The organism is Enterobacter sp. I4, assembly GCF_022669095.1.
Taxonomy (GTDB): domain Bacteria; phylum Pseudomonadota; class Gammaproteobacteria; order Enterobacterales; family Enterobacteriaceae; genus Enterobacter; species Enterobacter pasteurii.
On the sequence record NZ_JALBUO010000002.1, the window covers coordinates 907,439 to 923,122 of the forward strand.

At 61.6% G+C, this 15,684-nt stretch carries 19 protein-coding genes; 17 read left to right on the plus strand and 2 right to left on the minus strand.

Annotated elements, in window-relative coordinates; translation table 11 throughout:
- Window position 1: 1 nt before the first annotated feature.
- Both MOQ06_RS16730 and tusA read right to left on the minus strand, forming a co-directional pair.
- Window positions 2-973, minus strand: a complete 972-nt coding sequence (locus MOQ06_RS16730) for a TRAP transporter substrate-binding protein (protein ID WP_242174032.1) — start codon at window positions 971-973, stop codon at window positions 2-4.
- 189 nt (window positions 974-1,162) lie between these two features.
- Entirely contained in the window at window positions 1,163-1,405 is a 243-nt protein-coding gene (gene tusA, locus MOQ06_RS16735) for a sulfurtransferase TusA (protein WP_148420538.1), read from the minus strand.
- Between the two features lie 169 nt (window positions 1,406-1,574).
- On the opposite strand from tusA, the gene MOQ06_RS16740 reads away from it, so the two are divergent.
- The 17 genes from MOQ06_RS16740 to MOQ06_RS16820 all read left to right on the plus strand — a co-directional run bounded on the left by MOQ06_RS16740 (window position 1,575) and on the right by MOQ06_RS16820 (window position 15,684).
- Window positions 1,575-2,240, plus strand: a complete 666-nt coding sequence (locus MOQ06_RS16740) for a 7-cyano-7-deazaguanine/7-aminomethyl-7-deazaguanine transporter (RefSeq protein WP_022649676.1) — start codon at window positions 1,575-1,577, stop codon at window positions 2,238-2,240.
- A 72-nt stretch (window positions 2,241-2,312) separates the two neighbouring features.
- Complete coding sequence (locus tag MOQ06_RS16745) at window positions 2,313-2,870, plus strand: DcrB family lipoprotein (protein ID WP_148420537.1); 558 nt, start codon at window positions 2,313-2,315, stop codon at window positions 2,868-2,870.
- Window positions 2,871-3,006: 136 nt separating this feature from the next.
- Window positions 3,007-4,056 carry an AI-2E family transporter gene (locus MOQ06_RS16750; RefSeq protein WP_003861270.1) on the plus strand — a complete coding sequence of 350 codons (1,050 nt, stop codon included), beginning with the start codon at window positions 3,007-3,009 and terminating at the stop codon, window positions 4,054-4,056.
- Between the two features lie 125 nt (window positions 4,057-4,181).
- Window positions 4,182-4,904, plus strand: a complete 723-nt coding sequence (locus tag MOQ06_RS16755) for a beta-ketoacyl synthase chain length factor (protein ID WP_242174446.1) — start codon at window positions 4,182-4,184, stop codon at window positions 4,902-4,904.
- Window positions 4,889-5,716 (plus strand): lysophospholipid acyltransferase family protein, encoded by an 828-nt coding sequence (locus MOQ06_RS16760; RefSeq protein WP_242174447.1) that lies wholly within the window; start codon window positions 4,889-4,891, stop codon window positions 5,714-5,716. Before MOQ06_RS16755 ends, MOQ06_RS16760 begins: the two co-directional genes overlap by 16 nt.
- The gene (locus tag MOQ06_RS16765; RefSeq protein ID WP_003861263.1) at window positions 5,697-5,954 is read left to right on the plus strand and encodes a phosphopantetheine-binding protein; all 258 of its coding nucleotides are present in this window, start codon (window positions 5,697-5,699) and stop codon (window positions 5,952-5,954) included. Before MOQ06_RS16760 ends, MOQ06_RS16765 begins: the two co-directional genes overlap by 20 nt.
- A 12-nt stretch (window positions 5,955-5,966) precedes the next feature.
- Window positions 5,967-6,218 (plus strand): acyl carrier protein, encoded by a 252-nt coding sequence (locus MOQ06_RS16770; protein WP_176609276.1) that lies wholly within the window; start codon window positions 5,967-5,969, stop codon window positions 6,216-6,218.
- Window positions 6,190-6,789 carry a hypothetical protein gene (locus MOQ06_RS16775; RefSeq protein WP_242174035.1) on the plus strand — a complete coding sequence of 200 codons (600 nt, stop codon included), beginning with the start codon at window positions 6,190-6,192 and terminating at the stop codon, window positions 6,787-6,789. The genes MOQ06_RS16770 and MOQ06_RS16775 overlap by 29 nt, the downstream gene beginning before the upstream one ends.
- Window positions 6,782-8,131 carry an AMP-binding protein gene (locus tag MOQ06_RS16780; RefSeq protein ID WP_242174038.1) on the plus strand — a complete coding sequence of 450 codons (1,350 nt, stop codon included), beginning with the start codon at window positions 6,782-6,784 and terminating at the stop codon, window positions 8,129-8,131. Before MOQ06_RS16775 ends, MOQ06_RS16780 begins: the two co-directional genes overlap by 8 nt.
- Window positions 8,118-8,468 (plus strand): hydroxymyristoyl-ACP dehydratase, encoded by a 351-nt coding sequence (locus MOQ06_RS16785; protein WP_242174040.1) that lies wholly within the window; start codon window positions 8,118-8,120, stop codon window positions 8,466-8,468. Before MOQ06_RS16780 ends, MOQ06_RS16785 begins: the two co-directional genes overlap by 14 nt.
- On the plus strand, window positions 8,459-10,150 hold the full coding sequence (locus tag MOQ06_RS16790) for a glycosyltransferase family 2 protein (RefSeq protein ID WP_242174042.1): 1,692 nt from the start codon (window positions 8,459-8,461) through the stop codon (window positions 10,148-10,150). Before MOQ06_RS16785 ends, MOQ06_RS16790 begins: the two co-directional genes overlap by 10 nt.
- Window positions 10,151-10,153: 3 nt before the next feature.
- Window positions 10,154-10,576, plus strand: coding sequence for a thioesterase family protein (locus MOQ06_RS16795; protein ID WP_242174044.1), 423 nt, complete (start codon window positions 10,154-10,156; stop codon window positions 10,574-10,576).
- On the plus strand, window positions 10,573-11,178 hold the full coding sequence (locus tag MOQ06_RS16800; RefSeq protein WP_148420528.1) for an outer membrane lipoprotein carrier protein LolA: 606 nt from the start codon (window positions 10,573-10,575) through the stop codon (window positions 11,176-11,178). Before MOQ06_RS16795 ends, MOQ06_RS16800 begins: the two co-directional genes overlap by 4 nt.
- A complete protein-coding gene (locus MOQ06_RS16805) occupies window positions 11,147-13,468 on the plus strand; it encodes an MMPL family transporter (RefSeq protein WP_242174046.1) in 2,322 nt (773 codons plus the stop codon). Before MOQ06_RS16800 ends, MOQ06_RS16805 begins: the two co-directional genes overlap by 32 nt.
- Window positions 13,465-14,043: a DUF3261 domain-containing protein gene (locus MOQ06_RS16810; protein WP_193355794.1), complete on the plus strand. Its 579-nt coding sequence runs from the start codon at window positions 13,465-13,467 to the stop codon at window positions 14,041-14,043. The genes MOQ06_RS16805 and MOQ06_RS16810 overlap by 4 nt, the downstream gene beginning before the upstream one ends.
- 1 nt (window position 14,044) lies before the next feature.
- Window positions 14,045-15,211, plus strand: coding sequence for a beta-ketoacyl-[acyl-carrier-protein] synthase family protein (locus tag MOQ06_RS16815; protein WP_242174047.1), 1,167 nt, complete (start codon window positions 14,045-14,047; stop codon window positions 15,209-15,211).
- The gene (locus MOQ06_RS16820) at window positions 15,211-15,684 is read left to right on the plus strand and encodes a 3-hydroxy-fatty acyl-ACP dehydratase (RefSeq protein ID WP_242174049.1); all 474 of its coding nucleotides are present in this window, start codon (window positions 15,211-15,213) and stop codon (window positions 15,682-15,684) included. The genes MOQ06_RS16815 and MOQ06_RS16820 overlap by 1 nt, the downstream gene beginning before the upstream one ends.

The window sequence follows — 15,684 nt, forward strand, 5'->3', positions numbered from 1 at the left end:
CTTACTGAACGTCAGCGATGGCTTTCATCAGATCCTGATGCTTGTCGCCATACTGCGCGCGCACCGGCTCCGTCGCCTTGATAAACACCGCTTTATCGATCTCGTGGAACTGCACGCCGCCGGCCTTCATTTTCTTAAGCGCCTGGTCGTTATACGCGTTCCACAGCTTGCGTTGCTCTAACTGCGCCTCACGGGCCAGCGTCAGGATTTTTTGCTGCTCGTCAGCGCTCAGCTTGTCCCATTTCACTTTTGAGTAGAGCAGCATTTCCGGGGTGATAAAGTGGCCGCTCAGGGTGTAGTTTTTTGCAACCGGCATGTAGTTATGGGCGATAAAGGTTGGCGGATTGTTCTCCGCACCGTCGATTACGCCGGTCTGCATGCCGCTGTAAACCTCACTGACGCCCATCGCGATCGAGTTGGCTCCCATCGCTTTCAGCGTGGCCAGCGCCACCGGGCTCCCCTGCACGCGGATTTTCTTCCCTTTCAGATCGTCCGGCTTCACGATCGGCGCTTTGGTGATCAGGTTGCGGGTGCCGGAGTCCATCCAGCCGAGGAAGACCAGCCGCGATTTCGGGTTGCCGGTGAGCTTGTCGCCGATCTGCTTGCCGATGTCCCCGTCGATCACCTTGTGCATGTGGTCTTCATCGCGGAACACGTAGGGCAGCGTAAACACTTCAATATCCGGCAGGATCGCGGCAACCGGCGCCATAGAGACGCGGATCATATCAATCGCTCCCATCTGCGCCTGCTCAATCATCTGCTTTTCATCGCCCAGCACGCCGCCCGGGAAGACCTTAATCTCCAGCTTGCCGTCGGTTTGTTGTTTGAGTTTTTCACCCATCTGCTGAACGGCCACCACGTTCGGATAGCCTTCCGGGTGCACGTCGGCGGCTTTAATGGTTTGGGCGGAGACGGTGCAGGCAAAAGCAGACAGGCACAGAGCGGCCAGTAACGGCTTGAGGGTCGTTTTCATTAAGTAGCTCCAGGGTAGTGAGATAAGCGTTAAAACGGTGTTTTAGTTTTAGACGTTTAAAAATTAGACTACGGCTGGAAAAGGGAGGGTGAAGCGCCTCACAAAAGCGCTAAATTTTGAAACGATGGTTTAGAAAGATGTTCTCCCTCTCCCCGCGGGAGAGGGTCGGGTGAGGACATCAGGCCGCACTCAGCCCTTACGAATCATATACCGGTACGGCAAGGCTTCCGTTTCCTGCGCCACCAGCTCGTGTTCCATGAAGGTACAAAAACCGGGAATATCGCGGGTGGTGGCCGGGTCATCAGCGATAATCAGCAGCGTTTCGCCGCTCTGCATGTTGCGCACGGTTTTGCGCACCATCATTACCGGCTCCGGGCAGCGGAGGCCCAGGGCATCAAGCGTGTGGTCAGGGCTGGAAAAGAGGTCGGTCATTTTCTTCTCGTTCAGGTAAAAACGGCTGTAGTTTACGCCCCGCCGCCGTCAATGCAAACCAGGTTAACGATTGCGTGAAAATTAGCCATTGCAAAGCGTCGTCAAAGCAGTATCATGCGGCGGCTTTATTGGGTTCCCTCACCCCAAATATTAATCAAAAAGGTACAATATGAACTCCTTTACACAATCGCAGCGCGTTAAGGCGTTGTTCTGGCTTTCGCTATTTCATCTGCTGGTGATCATCTCCAGCAACTACCTGGTGCAGCTCCCGATCTCCATTTTTGGTTTCCATACCACCTGGGGCGCGTTCAGTTTTCCGTTTATTTTCCTCGCAACCGATTTGACCGTACGCATTTTCGGCGCACCGCTGGCGCGGCGGATTATTTTTGCGGTGATGATCCCGGCGCTGTTTGTCTCCTACGCCATCTCCTCCCTGTTTTATATGGGAAGCTGGCAGGGCTTCGAGGCGCTGACGCATTTCAACCTGTTCGTTGCGCGTATTGCCGCCGCCAGCTTTATGGCCTATGCCCTGGGGCAGATCCTCGATGTTCACGTCTTTAACCGCCTGCGTCAGAACCATCGCTGGTGGATGGCGCCAACGGCCTCCACGCTGTTCGGAAACGTGAGCGATACGCTGGCCTTCTTCTTCATCGCCTTCTGGCGCAGCCCGGACGCCTTCATGGCAGAGCACTGGATGGAAATCGCCCTGGTAGACTACGCCTTCAAGGTGCTTATCAGCCTGGTATTCTTCCTGCCGATGTACGGCGTGCTGTTGAATATGCTGCTGAAAAGGCTGGCAGATAAATCTGAAATCTCCGCATTGCAGGCAGGTTAAGGGTTCGCTTTATCAGTTGTGATAAGATGAACGAATGAGCCGCTATGGCCGTTTATCGAAAGGAAGAAGTCAATGCGCAATCTGGTTAAATATGTCGGGATTGGCCTGCTGGTAGTTGGCCTTGCAGCCTGTGATAACAGCGACACCAAAACGCCTGCTCAGGGCGCGTCAGCAGAAAGCAACGCCACCGGTCAGCCGGTGAGCCTGATGGATGGCAAACTCAGTTTCTCTCTGCCCGCAGACATGACCGACCAGAGCGGTAAGCTGGGCACCCAGGCAAACAACATGCACGTCTATTCCGATGCCACCGGCCAAAAAGCGGTGATCGTGATTGTCGGTGACGATACCAGCGAAGATCTGGGCGTGCTGTCCAAACGTCTTGAAGATCAGCAGCGCAGCCGCGACCCGCAGCTCCAGGTGGTAACCAACAAGTCCGTTGAACTGAAAGGCCACACGCTGCAGCAGCTGGACAGCATTATCTCTGCCAAAGGCCAGACCGCGTACTCCTCCGTCGTGCTTGGCAAGGTCGATAATAAACTGCTGACCATGCAGATCACCCTGCCGGCAGACGATCAGCAGAAAGCGCAGACCACCGCTGAAAACATCATTAACACCCTCGTGATCCAGTAACGCTTCACCAGGATGACGTGGCCTCCGTCGCTTGCGCCGGGGGCCATTTTTTTGCCGCGACTTTCAGACTAACGCTCCAGACGAAGCAACTCCGGCGCACTACAATTAGCAGGCCCCCCCGGAAAAAGGAATTCTTATGACTGCCAGCCCGCCCGATAAAGCCGGACTCCATATTTTATTAAAACTCGCCTGCCTGGTGGTTATCCTTGCGGGTATCCACGCGGCGGCGGATATCATTGTCCAGCTGCTGCTGGCGCTGTTTTTCGCTATCGTCCTCAACCCGCTGGTGACATGGTTTTTACGCCGCGGCATCAGCCGCCCGGTCGCTATCACCATCGTGGTGATGGTGATGCTGGTTGTCCTGACGGCGCTGTTCGGCGTGCTCGCCGCCTCGCTGAGCGAATTTTCCACCATGCTGCCGCAATACAATAAAGAGCTGACGCGCAAGCTGGTCGATCTCCAGCGAATGTTGCCGTTCGTAAACCTGCATATTTCACCGGAACGGATGCTGCGCCGGATGGATTCCGAGAAGGTGATGACCTACGCCACGACCCTGATGACGGGGCTTTCCGGGGCGATGGCCAGCATTCTGCTGCTGGTGATGACGGTGGTGTTTATGCTGTTCGAAGTGCGCCACGTGCCGTATAAGCTGCGTTTTGCCCTGAACAATCCGCAGATCCATATTGCCGGTTTACACCGCGCGCTGAAGGGCGTCTCTAAATATCTGGCGCTGAAAACCCTGCTTAGCCTGTGGACCGGCGTAATTGTCTGGCTGGGGCTGGTATTGCTGGACGTGCAGTTCGCGCTGATGTGGGGCGTACTGGCGTTTTTACTGAACTACGTGCCCAATATCGGCGCGGTGCTCTCCGCCGTCCCGCCGATGATCCAGGCGTTCCTGTTTAACGGATTTTATGAGTGCATGCTGGTGGGGGCGCTGTTCCTCGTCGTGCATATGGTGCTGGGCAACATTCTCGAACCGCGCATGATGGGCCACCGCCTGGGCATGTCAACGATGGTGGTGTTCTTATCGTTGCTGATCTGGGGATGGCTGCTGGGGCCGGTGGGCATGCTGCTCTCCGTGCCGCTTACCAGCGTCTGTAAAATCTGGATGGAAACCACCAAAGGAGGCAGTAAACTCGCCATTCTGCTGGGGCCGGGTCGGCCAAAAAGCCGTTTGCCGGGATAACCGGGTGCAAAGGGTTAAAAGTGACGTTTATTCGCCAGCGCGCCGACAACATTGTAGGATGTGCGCAGCAAATCGCGCTGGCGAACAAAAAGACAACGAAACAGGTTTATCGCGGACGCGCGCAGATGAAATTTACACTCACCATTATCGACTGGCAGGCACGAGCGCCGGGACTCAGCGATGCCGACGCATGGCAGGCGTGGTCACGCCGGTCTGACGCCATCGATCCCGCTGCGCCGCTGGCGAAACTGACCGATCTGCCGATGATGACCGCCCGCCGCCTTAACCCGGGCAGCAGGCAGGCCGTCGATCTTGGCCTGGCCATGCTTCGCAAACACCGCATCGACGCCGTCGTCTACGCCAGCCGTCATGGCGAACTGGAACGCAATTACCGCATTCTGGAAGCGCTGGCGGCAGAGGAGCCCGTTTCACCTACCGATTTTGCGATGTCGGTCCACAACTCGGCGGTTGGCAATTTGACCATCGCTGCCCGCCAGCCGATCGTCTCGTCGTCGGTGTCCGCCGGTATGGATACTTTTCAGCAGAGCTTATACGAGGTGCTGAGCCTGCTGCATGCGGGCTACTCCCGCGTGCTGCTGGTGGATTTCGACGGCCTGCTGCCCGCGTTTTACCACGCCGGGCTGCCGCCCCAGATGCCCGTCTGGCCCTACGCGCTGGCGCTGGTGATTGAAGCCGGAGAGGCGCTCAGCTGTGAAACGCACGGTAAAAGCGCAGGTGAAGAGCCCGCGCTGCCGCAAAGCCTTCAGTTCCTGCGCCATTATCTGAGCGACGACCAACGCTTCACGCTGCCCGGCGAGCGCCTTGAGTGGCAATGGACGCGCCGGTGAGCGGGCTGCTTACTCGCCTCGAACGGCTATGGCGCGTGCTGATGACCGGATTCTGCTTCGCGCTGTTCGGCTTCGGCGGGCTGATGCTGTCGCTGGTGTGGTTTAACCTGCTGCTGATTTTCCAGCGCGACCGCACGAGGCGCCGCCGTCTGGCACGCCGCAGCATCTCCGCCAGCTTTCGCCTGTTCCTCGCGGTGGTACGCGGGGTGGGGGTGCTGGATTACCGCTTCACGAACCTGGACGCGCTGCGCGCCGAGCGCGGCTGCCTGGTGATTGCGAATCACCCTTCGCTGCTGGACTACGTCCTGCTGGCTTCGGTGATGAACGAAACCGACTGTCTGGTGAAAAGCGCATTGCGGCGTAACCCGTTCGTCAGCGGCGCGATCCGCGCGGCCGATTATCTGATTAACAGCGAAGCAGACGCGCTGCTTTCCGCCAGCCAGCAGCGTCTGGCCCAGGGCGACACGCTGCTCATCTTCCCGGAAGGCACCCGCACCCGGGTGGGAGAAGGGATTACCCTGCAACGCGGGGCGGCGAATATCGCCGTTCGCTGCAACAGCGCCGTGCGCGTGGTTATTATCCACTGTAGCGAACGAATGCTGGATAAACAGAGCAGCTGGTATAACGTTCCGCCCAACAAACCTGTTTTCACCGTGGATGTTCGCGAACGCATCAACATTCATGATTTTTATGATGCGAGCCAGCACGAGCCCGCGCTGGCGGCAAGGCAGTTAAACCGGCATATGCAGCATCAGTTAACAACCGGTCTTCAATCTTTGTCAGGAACGAAAGATGCAAGCGCTCTATCTTGAAATTAAGAATCTCATTATCTCTACGCTGAATCTGGAAGAACTTACCCCAGAGGATATTGATACAGACGCCGCGCTGTTTGGCGACGGGCTGGGTCTGGACTCAATCGACGCCCTTGAGCTGGGGCTGGCGGTGAAAAATCAGTACGGCGTAGTGCTTTCTGCCGAAAGCGACGAGATGCGTCAGCACTTCTATTCCGTTGCCACGCTCGCTGCTTTTATCCATCAACAACGCGCCTGAGAATGACCCGCTATGACAGAACAAAAAACGATTTATCAGGAAGTCTCTGCGCTTCTTATTACGCTGTTTGAAGTCGCGCCGGAGGATATTACGCCAGAGGCACGGCTTTACGAAGATCTGGATCTCGACAGCATCGATGCCGTTGATATGGTGGTGCACCTGCAAAAGAAAACGGGCCATAAAATCAAGCCTGAAACCTTCAAAGCGGTGCGCACGGTGCAGGACGTCGTGGACGTTGTGGAACAGCTTCAGCGCGACGCGTAACGTGCGTTCGATTCCGGTACTTCCCGTCCTGACGGGGCTGATGCTGCTGGCATGGCCGTTTTTGATCGGCTTCGGTCTGGCGAATAATAGTCTGCACGGCATCCTGCCCGTGATGGCGCTGGTGCTGCTGTTGCGCGTCTGCCAGGCCCGCCGGCAGGACGGTCCCCTGCGCTATACCCTCGTGAGCGTAGCGCTCGTGGGCATCGTGCTTTGCGCCGCGAGCTATGTCCTGCACGCGCATCGGTGGGTACTGTATTATCCGGTGGCGGTGAATCTGGTCATGCTGGCGGCGTTTGGCGGCTCGCTGTGGACGTCAATGCCTGTCGTCGAACGGCTGGCGCGCCTGCGTGAACCGGATCTCTCCCCCGCCGGGGTACGTTACACGCGCCGGGTGACTCAGGTTTGGTGCGGCTTTTTTATTATCAACGGGGCGATTGCGCTGTTTACCGTGCTGCACGGCGATATCCGCCTGTGGACGCTGTGGAACGGGATGATTGCGTATCTCCTGATGGGCACGCTGGCGATCTGCGAGTGGCTGGTGCGGCAACGGGTGATGAAAAACGATGATTAATCCTCTTCCGCTGGGCCAGTGGCTCAACGCGCCTCGTCCTGACGATACGCCCGTTGCCTGGCGCGGGGAGCGCCGCTGGACGCTCGGCGACCTGCGCCACGACGTCACGCACCTGGTCGACGCGCTGCGTCATGAAGGCGGCGATCGCTGGGCGCTGTGCGTTGAGGACGGCTATCTGTTTATTGTCGCGCTGCTGGCGACGCTGCACGCGGGCAAAACGCCCGTTCTTCCCGGCCACGCCCGCGGCGCGCAGCTTGATGAGCAGCGGGCGCTGTTCAGCGGCATCCTGAGCGATACCGCGCTTGACGTTCAGGGGCGACAGCTGCGGGTGACTTGGGCAACGCGGACGGACCGCGCCTTTTCACCGCTGCCCGATATCGACGAAACGCGCGTGATTGAGCTTTACACCTCCGGCTCGACCGGCACGCCGCAGCGGGTGAGTAAGCCGGTGGTCAGCCTGGATCGCGAAGCCCGCCTGCTGGCGAACCATTTTGGCGATCGCCTGGCGGGCCGTCACGTCGTGGCTTCCGTGGTTCTGCACCACCTCTACGGCCTGACGTTTCGGGTCGTCCTGCCGATGGCGCTCGGCCTGCCGCTGCACGCCAGCCTGCTCAGCTATGCCGAACAGCTCTCTGCCCTGCCCGACGATAAACGCTATCTTTTCATCAGCAGCCCGGCGTTCCTCAGGCGGCTTGACCCGTCGCTGACGCCGCCGCCCGTCGACCTGCTTCTCTCCGCCGGCGGCGTGCTGCCCTGGCGGGATATTGCCGCGGTTCACGGCTGGCTCAGCGTCTGGCCGGACGAGATTTACGGCAGCACGGAAACGGGGGTTATGGCCTGGCGCTACCGTCAGGAGGAAAGCACGCTCTGGGAGCCTTTCCCCGGCGTGACGTTTCACGGCGACCGCGTTTTGTCGCCGCTGATCCACGAGCCGGAGGGGATCGCGCTGGATGATATCCTGCAGTTCACGGCTTACGGGCGGTTCAGCCTCGCCGGGCGTCGGGGGCGGGTGGTGAAAATTGAAGATAAGCGTATTTCGCTCGAGGAAGTCGAGCGCCGCCTGCTGGCGCTGGACGGCATCCGCGAGGCCGCCGCGCTGGCGGTCACGCGCGGCGGGCGTCAGGGCATTGGCGCGCTGCTGGTGCTCAGCGACGAGGCGCGTCTGCACAGAGAAAGAGTGGGTAAAAATGTTCAGGAATCTGCCTGGCGTCGCGCCCTTCGTCCCTGGCTTGAACCGGTTGCCGTACCGCGCTGCTGGCGCATCGTTGATGAAATTCCGGTCAACAGCATGAACAAGCGCGTGACCGCGCAGCTACAGGAGCTATTTCATGAAGATACATGAGATCGAACGCCGCCAGCCCGAGCCCGGGCATCTGGAGATAACGCTCTATCTCGACCCCGGCCTGGTCTGGTTCAGGGGGCATTTCGCCGTACAGCCGCTGCTTCCCGGCGTGGCGCAGCTCGACTGGGTGATGCACTACGCCGCCGCGCTGGCGCCGGGCTATCGCTTTCACAGTATTCAGAACGTGAAGTTCGCGGCCCCGCTGCTGCCTGAGAATACGGTGTCGCTGCTCCTGGCCTGGCAGCCCGAACGCCAGATGCTCACCTTCAGCTATCAGCGCCATGCGGGCGGCGAGCGCCTTACCGCCAGCAGCGGGAAAATTCGCTTATGCCAGTAGCCTTCCGCCCCTGCGTGCTGATCCCGTGCTACAACCACGGCGCGACGATGCCCTCGGTGCTGGCGCGCCTCGCGCCGTTCGATCTGCCCTGCCTGGTGGTGGACGACGGCAGCGATGACTCCACCCGCCGCACGCTTGAAGCGCTGGCGGCGGAGCGACCTCAGGTGACGCTGCTGCGTCTGCCAGAAAACCGCGGTAAGGGCGCGGCGGTGATGCAGGGTCTGGAAGCCTGCGCAGCGCGCGGCTTCACCCACGCCGTTCAGGTGGACGCTGACGGCCAGCACGCTATCGAAGACATCCCCAAACTGCTGGCGCTGGCCGAACGCCACCCGGAGGCGTTAATTTCCGGGCAGCCCGTTTACGATGATTCGATTCCCCGCTCGCGCCTGTACGGACGCTGGATCACGCACGTCTGGGTCTGGATCGAGACCCTCTCCCTGCAGCTGAAAGACAGCATGTGCGGTTTTCGCGTTTACCCTGTCGCACCGGTACTGCGCCTTGCGGCAGAGGTGCCGCTCGGTAAGCGGATGGATTTTGACACCGAGGTGATGGTGCGACTCTACTGGCAGGGCAACGCCAGCTATTTTCTGCCTACCCGCGTGACCTACCCGCCGGACGGGATATCCCATTTCGATGCCCTGAGAGACAACGCGCGCATCTCGCTGATGCATACCCGCCTGTTCCTCGGCATGCTGCCGCGCATGCCCGCGCTGCTGATGCGTCGCCGCGCGCAGCACTGGGCGCGGCAGCAGGAGGTGAAAGGGTTGTGGGGCATGCGCCTGATGCTGCGCGTCTGGCAGCTGCTGGGGCGAAAGGCGTTTACCGTCCTGCTGTGGCCGGTGACCGCCGTCTACTGGCTCACCGCCCGCTCTGCGCGTCAGGCGTCCCGGCAGTGGCTGGCGCGCGTCAGGCGGGTGATGGCGCAGCGGCAAATGCCGCAACCCGCGCGGCTTAACAGCTTTTCCCACTTCCTGCGCTTCGGTCATGCCATGCTCAACAAGGTGGCCAGCTGGCGCGGCGAAATGAAGCTGCATCGCGATCTGGTCTTTGCGCCGGGAACGCAGGAGGCGCTTGGTCTCGACGATCCTCAGGGTAAACTGCTGCTGGCATCGCACCTTGGCGACGTGGAAGCCTGCCGGGCGCTGGCGCAGCGTGAAGGCGCAAAAACCATCAACGCGCTGGTCTTTAGCGATAACGCCAGACGGTTTAAGCAGGTGATGGAGGAGATGGCCCCGCAGGCGGGCATTCACCTGATGCCGGTCACCGACATTGGCCCGGATACCGCCATCCTCATTAAAGAGAAGCTCGATCGCGGCGAATGGGTGGCGATCGTGGGCGATCGCATCGCCGTTACCCCGCAGCGCGGCGGCAGCTGGCGGGTGATCTGGAGCGAGTTCCTGGGCCAGCCCGCGCCGTTCCCGCAGGGGCCGTTTATCCTGGCGTCCATCTTACGCTGCCCGGTGGTGCTCATTTTTGCCCTCTGCCAGCAGGGAAAACTGACCCTGCACTGCGAGCGCTTCGCCGACCCGCTGCTGCTGCCGCGCGGCGAACGCCAGCAGGCGCTACAGCAGACCGTCGACCGCTATGCGCAGCGGCTGGAGCACTACGCGCTCATGTCGCCGCTCGACTGGTTTAATTTTTTCGATTTCTGGCGGCTGCCAGAGGTCAACGAGAAGGAGTAAAGGGTGCTGACCGATCCCCGCTTTACGGCTGAAGTTGAAATCACCGTCCCCTTCCACGACGTCGATATGATGGGCGTGGTGTGGCACGGCAACTACTTCCGTTACTTTGAGATTGCCCGCGAAGCGCTGCTCAACCAGTTTGACTACGGCTATCGCCAGATGAAAGCCTCGGGCTACGTCTGGCCCGTGGTGGATACCCGCGTGAAGTACCGCGACGCGGTGACCTTCGAGCAGCGCATCCGCGTTCGCGCCCGGATTGAAGAGTATGAAAACCGCCTGCGCATCGCCTATCAAATCGTTGACGCGCAAACCGGGAAGCGCACCACCACCGGCTACACCATTCAGGTGGCGGTGGATGAAGCAAGCCGGGAGATGTGCTTTGTCAGCCCGCCCATTCTGTTCGAACGCATGGGGATCGCGCCATGAAATGGATACCTCTTATCGCCCTGCTGCTTAGCCCGCTGGTCAGCGCGGTGACGCTGGATGAACTGCAGCAGCGGTTTGCGGAGCAGCCGGTCGTGCGCGCGCACTTTGAACAGACCCGCACCATCAAGGGCATGCCCCAGCCGCTGCGCTCGCGGGGGGAGATGCTGATCGCCCGTGACGACGGCCTGCTGTGGGATCAACAGGCGCCGTTCCCGATGACGCTGCTGCTGGATGACAAACGGATGGTGCAGGCGATCGGCGGCCAGCCGCCGCAGACCATCACCGCCGACAATAACCCGCAGATGTTCCAGTTCAACCATCTGCTGCGGGCGCTGTTCCAGGCCGACCGTAAGGTACTGGAAGAGAACTTCCGCATCGATTTTCAGGATCGGGGGGAAGGCCGCTGGTCGCTGGTGCTGACGCCAGTCACCACACCGCTGGACAAGATTTTCGCCACCCTTGATTTGCAGGGTGCCCTCTATCTGGAGTCTATTCGCCTGAACGACAGGCAGGGCGACACGACGGATATCGCCCTTTCCCGCCACCAGCTTACGCCCGCTCGCCTGACCGATGCAGAACGCCAACGCTTTGCCGCACCGTAACCCTCTGCGCCCGGCGCTGCTGTGGGCTGGGTTATGCCTGATCCTGCTCGTCGTGCTGCTGTCGCTGCTGCCCGGCGCGCGGCTGAACAGCAGCGTGCTCGCCATGCTGCCGAAACAGACGCTCGGGGCCGTTCCTCCGGCCCTCAACGACGGGTTTATGCAGCGCCTGGACCGCCAGCTCGTCTGGCTGGTCAGCCCCGGCAAACGGCCGGACCCGCGCGTGGCGCAGCAGTGGTTAACTCTGCTGCAACGCAGCCAGGCGCTCAGCGAGGTAAAAGGCCCGCTGGACGCCGCCGGGCAACGGGCGTGGGGGGATTTTTTCTGGCAGCACCGCAATGGTCTGATCGATCCGGCCACCCGCGCCCGCCTGCAAAACGGCGGAGAGGCGCAGGCCCGGTGGATCCTGTCGCAGCTTTACTCCGCCTTTTCCGGCGTGAGCGGCAGGGAGCTGCAAAACGATCCGCTGATGCTGACGCGCGGCGCGCAGCTCGCGCTGGCGAAGAACAGCCAGAAGATGCAGCTGATGGACGGCTGGCTGGTGACGAAAGATGAGGCCGGAAACTACTGGTATCTGCTGCACGGCGAGCTGGCGGGCTCCTCGTTTGATATGCAGCAAACCCACCGGCTGGTGACCACCCTTAACGCGTTGCAGCAGACGCTGAAAGCCCGGTATCCACAGGCGCAGCTGCTTTCGCGCGGAACGGTGTTCTACAGCGATTACGCCAGCCAGCAGGCCAAACGGGATATTTCCACGCTCGGCGTCGCCACGGTGCTCGGCGCGATCCTGCTGATTGTGTCGGTGTTCCGCTCCGTGCGCCCGCTGCTGCTGAGCCTGCTCTCAATTGCCATCGGCGCGCTGGCGGGCACGGTCGCGACGCTCCTGCTGTTCGGCGAGCTGCATCTGATGACGCTGGTGATGAGCATGAGCATCATCGGTATCTCGGCGGACTATACGATTTACTACCTCACGGAGCGGATGGTGCACGGCGCGATACAGACGCCCTGGCAGAGCCTGGAGAAAGTGCGTAACGCGCTGCTGCTGGCGCTGCTGACCACCGTCGTGGCGTATCTTTTCATGATGCTGGCCCCCTTCCCAGGCATTCGGCAGATGGCGGTGTTCGCCGCCGCAGGGCTGAGCGCCTCGTGCCTGACGGTGATTTTCTGGCATCCGTGGCTGTGCCGGGGAATGCCGGTTCGCCCGGTTCCCCTGAGCGGGGTGATGCAGCGCTGGCTGAACGCCTGGCGCAACGGTAAAGCCCTCTCCGTCGGGCTGCCGGTGGCGCTGGCGCTGCTCTCCGCCATCGGGATCGCCAGCCTGCAGGTTGATGACGATATCGCCCAGCTTCAGGCGCTGCCGCAGGACATACTGGCCCAGGAAAAAGCCATCACCGTCCTGACCGGGCAGAACGTCGATCAGAAGTGGTTTGTGGTGTACGGCGCGTCGGCTCAGCAAACGCTGGAGCGGCTGGAGGCGTTTACCCCGGCGCTGGCGCAGGCGCAAAAAGCCGGCGAGTTTTCCCGCTGGCGCACCCTGCCGCTGAACTCGCTGACGCGCCAGGAGAGCGATCTGCATCTGCTGCGCGGCGCCGCGCCGACGGTAACGAACATGCTGCAAAGCGCGGGGATGAACGCCGTGAAACCGAATCTGAACGCCATGCCCGTCAGCGTGGAGGCGTGGCTCGCGAGCCCCGCCAGCGAGGGCTGGCGACTGCTGTGGCTGACGCTGCCGGACGGTAAAAGCGGCGTGCTGGTTCCGGTCGACGGCGTCAGAGACAGCGCCGCACTCGGCGAGCTGGCCGCCCGCCATGCAGGGGTCGTCTGGGTCGACCGTAAGGCCAGCTTCGACAGCCTGTTTGCGCTCTACCGCGCGCTGCTGACGGGGCTGCTGTGCGTGGCGCTGGCGGTGATTGCCTGCGGCGCGGTGGTGCGTCTCGGCTGGCGAAAAGGGCTGGTGGCCCTGGTGCCGTCCGTGCTGTCGCTGGGCGGCGGGCTGGCGGCGCTGGCCGTGGCTGGCCACCCGGTGAACCTGTTTTCCCTGCTGGCGCTGGTGCTGGTTCTGGGCATTGGCATCAACTACACGCTGTTTTTCAGCAACCCGCGCGGTACGCCGCTGACCTCCATGCTGGCAATTACCCTTGCCATGATGACTACCCTGCTGACGCTGGGGATGCTGGTGTTCAGCACCACCCAGGCCATCAGCAGTTTTGGCATTGTGCTGGTGAGCGGTATCTTTACCGCGTTCCTGCTCGCTCCGCTGGCGATGCCCGCTAACAAAGAGAACACACCATGACCCGTTTTATTCGCCTGGCGACGGTCGTGATGGCCCTGCTGCTGGCGGGATGTAGCCATACGACGAACCGCGATGACGCGCGCCCTCAGGCCTGGCTACAGCCGGGCACCCGCGTCACGCTACCGCCGCCGGGCATCACCCCGGCGATTCGTTCGCAGCAGCTTCTGACCGGCAGCTTTAAGGGTCAAACCCAGTCGCTGCTGGTAATGCTGAACGCAGACGAACATAAAGTAACGCTTGCCGGCCTCTCCTCCGTCGGGATCCGCCTGTTCCTCGCCACCTACGACGAGACCGGGATCCACACCGAGCAGTCGGTTGTGATGCCGCAGCTGCCGCCAGCCAGCCAGGTACTGGCCGATGTGATGCTTAGCCACTGGCCGCTCCGCGCCTGGCAGCCGCAGTTGCCGAAAGGCTGGACGCTGAACGATACTGACGCCAGACGCGAACTGCGCAACCCCGACGGCAAACTGGTTACGGAGATTGTTTACCTGAACCGCAGCGGCAAACGCGAGCCGGTCAGCATTGTGCAGCACGTTTTTAACTACCACATCACCATTCAATATCTGGGTGACTGAGATGATTTACCTTTCTGCGGTTGGCATGGTCAACGCCCTGGGCAACTCGGCTGATGAAATAGCGGCAAACCTGAACGCAGGCGTGGCGCCCGGGATGCGTCCGCGCGCGGGCTGGCTACAGGGCTTACCGGAGGCCGTGCTGGGAGGCGTTGAGGGTGAACTTCCGCTGATACCCGAGCGTTTTTCCGCCCATCGCAGCCGCAACAACCAGCTGCTGCTGGCGGCGCTGGCGCAAATCCGGCCCGCGGTTGAGGCGGCCATTAACCGCGCAGGACGCGACCGCGTGGCGGTGGTGCTGGGCACCAGCACCTCCGGGCTGGACGAGGGCGATGAAAACGTGCGCCTCTCCCGGAGCGGCGAGCGCAGCCCGCAGTGGCAATATCCGCAGCAGGAGCTCGGCGATCCGTCGCGCTTTCTCGCCAGCTGGCTTGAGCTGGACGGCCCGGCGTATACCATCTCGACGGCCTGCTCCTCCAGCGCGCGGGCGATTATCAGCGGGCGTCGCCTGATCGACGCCGGGCTGGTGGACGTCGCCATCGTCGGCGGGGCAGACAGCCTGAGCCGCATGCCGGTTAACGGCTTCAACAGCCTGGAGTCACTTTCGCCGACCCTGTGCGAGCCGTTTGGCCGCGACCGTCGGGGGATCACCATTGGTGAAGCGGCGGCGCTCATGGTGCTGACCCGCGAGCCGGGAGAAATTGCGCTTCTGGGCGCGGGAGAATCCAGCGATGCGTACCATATTTCCGCCCCGCATCCGCAGGGTGAAGGGGCGATCCGCGCCATCAACCAGGCGCTGAACGAGGCGGGCATCACGGCGGAGGACGTAGGCTATATCAACCTGCACGGCACCGCCACGCCGCTGAACGATCGGATCGAGGCGCAGGCGATCCACGACCTCTTTGGCGAACGCGTGCCGTGCAGCTCGACGAAACACCTAACCGGCCACACGCTGGGCGCCGCCGGGGTCACGGAGGCCGCCCTGAGCTGGCTGATCCTGACCCGCGGCCTGCCGCTGCCGCCGCAGGATTTTTCCCGCTACGCGCCGGACGACACGCTCCCCGCCTGCGGCTTGCTGCACCACAGCGCGCCGCTGAAAAAGCCGACGATCCTGTCGAACTCGTTCGCGTTTGGCGGCAATAACGCCAGCCTTCTGCTGGGGAGAGTGTGATGCGCTATTTACCGCCAGGCGATTATCTTCCTCACGACGCGCCGATGATGCTGCTCGAAACCGTTGAAAGCGTCACCGACGACAGCGCCGTCTGCCGCGTGACGGTAAACGGGCAGGGCGTCCTTGCGCCCTTTCTGAACGCTAATGGCGACCTGCCCGGCTGGTTTGCGCTGGAGCTGATGGCCCAGACCGTGGGCGTCTGGTCTGAGTGGCACCGGATGCAAAAAGGGCTGCCGCACTGTGCGCTGGGTATGGTGCTGGGCGCGCGCGAGCTGGCGTGCGGCGCGGGGCATTTTGCCGCAGGCAGCACGCTGAACGTCACCATCGAACGCCTGATGCAGGATGAACGCTTCGGCAGCTTCGAGTGCGCCGTTCAGTGCGACGGCGTGCCCCTCGCCACGGGCCGCGTGAATACCTTCCAGCCGAGCGAGGATGAATTAACCACACTTTTCAACCAGGGAACACCATCATGA

Excerpts from the sequence above, each read along its gene's own strand:
- MOQ06_RS16740 (WP_022649676.1), top strand. The coding sequence starts at position 1,575 with ATGAACTCCTTTACACAATCGCAGCGCGTTAAGGCGTTGTTCTGGCTT.
- MOQ06_RS16755 (WP_242174446.1), top strand. The coding sequence starts at position 4,182 with ATGAAATTTACACTCACCATTATCGACTGGCAGGCACGAGCGCCGGGA.
- MOQ06_RS16785 (WP_242174040.1), top strand. The coding sequence starts at position 8,118 with ATGAAGATACATGAGATCGAACGCCGCCAGCCCGAGCCCGGGCATCTG.
- MOQ06_RS16750 (WP_003861270.1), top strand. The coding sequence starts at position 3,007 with ATGACTGCCAGCCCGCCCGATAAAGCCGGACTCCATATTTTATTAAAA.
- MOQ06_RS16760 (WP_242174447.1), top strand. The coding sequence starts at position 4,889 with ATGGACGCGCCGGTGAGCGGGCTGCTTACTCGCCTCGAACGGCTATGG.
- MOQ06_RS16765 (WP_003861263.1), top strand. The coding sequence starts at position 5,697 with ATGCAAGCGCTCTATCTTGAAATTAAGAATCTCATTATCTCTACGCTG.
- MOQ06_RS16745 (WP_148420537.1), top strand. The coding sequence starts at position 2,313 with ATGCGCAATCTGGTTAAATATGTCGGGATTGGCCTGCTGGTAGTTGGC.
- MOQ06_RS16780 (WP_242174038.1), top strand. The coding sequence starts at position 6,782 with ATGATTAATCCTCTTCCGCTGGGCCAGTGGCTCAACGCGCCTCGTCCT.
- MOQ06_RS16770 (WP_176609276.1), top strand. The coding sequence starts at position 5,967 with ATGACAGAACAAAAAACGATTTATCAGGAAGTCTCTGCGCTTCTTATT.
- MOQ06_RS16815 (WP_242174047.1), top strand. The coding sequence starts at position 14,045 with ATGATTTACCTTTCTGCGGTTGGCATGGTCAACGCCCTGGGCAACTCG.
- tusA (WP_148420538.1), bottom strand. The coding sequence starts at position 1,405 with ATGACCGACCTCTTTTCCAGCCCTGACCACACGCTTGATGCCCTGGGC.
- MOQ06_RS16805 (WP_242174046.1), top strand. The coding sequence starts at position 11,147 with ATGCAGAACGCCAACGCTTTGCCGCACCGTAACCCTCTGCGCCCGGCG.
- MOQ06_RS16800 (WP_148420528.1), top strand. The coding sequence starts at position 10,573 with ATGAAATGGATACCTCTTATCGCCCTGCTGCTTAGCCCGCTGGTCAGC.
- MOQ06_RS16820 (WP_242174049.1), top strand. The coding sequence starts at position 15,211 with ATGCGCTATTTACCGCCAGGCGATTATCTTCCTCACGACGCGCCGATG.
- MOQ06_RS16810 (WP_193355794.1), top strand. The coding sequence starts at position 13,465 with ATGACCCGTTTTATTCGCCTGGCGACGGTCGTGATGGCCCTGCTGCTG.
- MOQ06_RS16730 (WP_242174032.1), bottom strand. The coding sequence starts at position 973 with ATGAAAACGACCCTCAAGCCGTTACTGGCCGCTCTGTGCCTGTCTGCT.
- MOQ06_RS16790 (WP_242174042.1), top strand. The coding sequence starts at position 8,459 with ATGCCAGTAGCCTTCCGCCCCTGCGTGCTGATCCCGTGCTACAACCAC.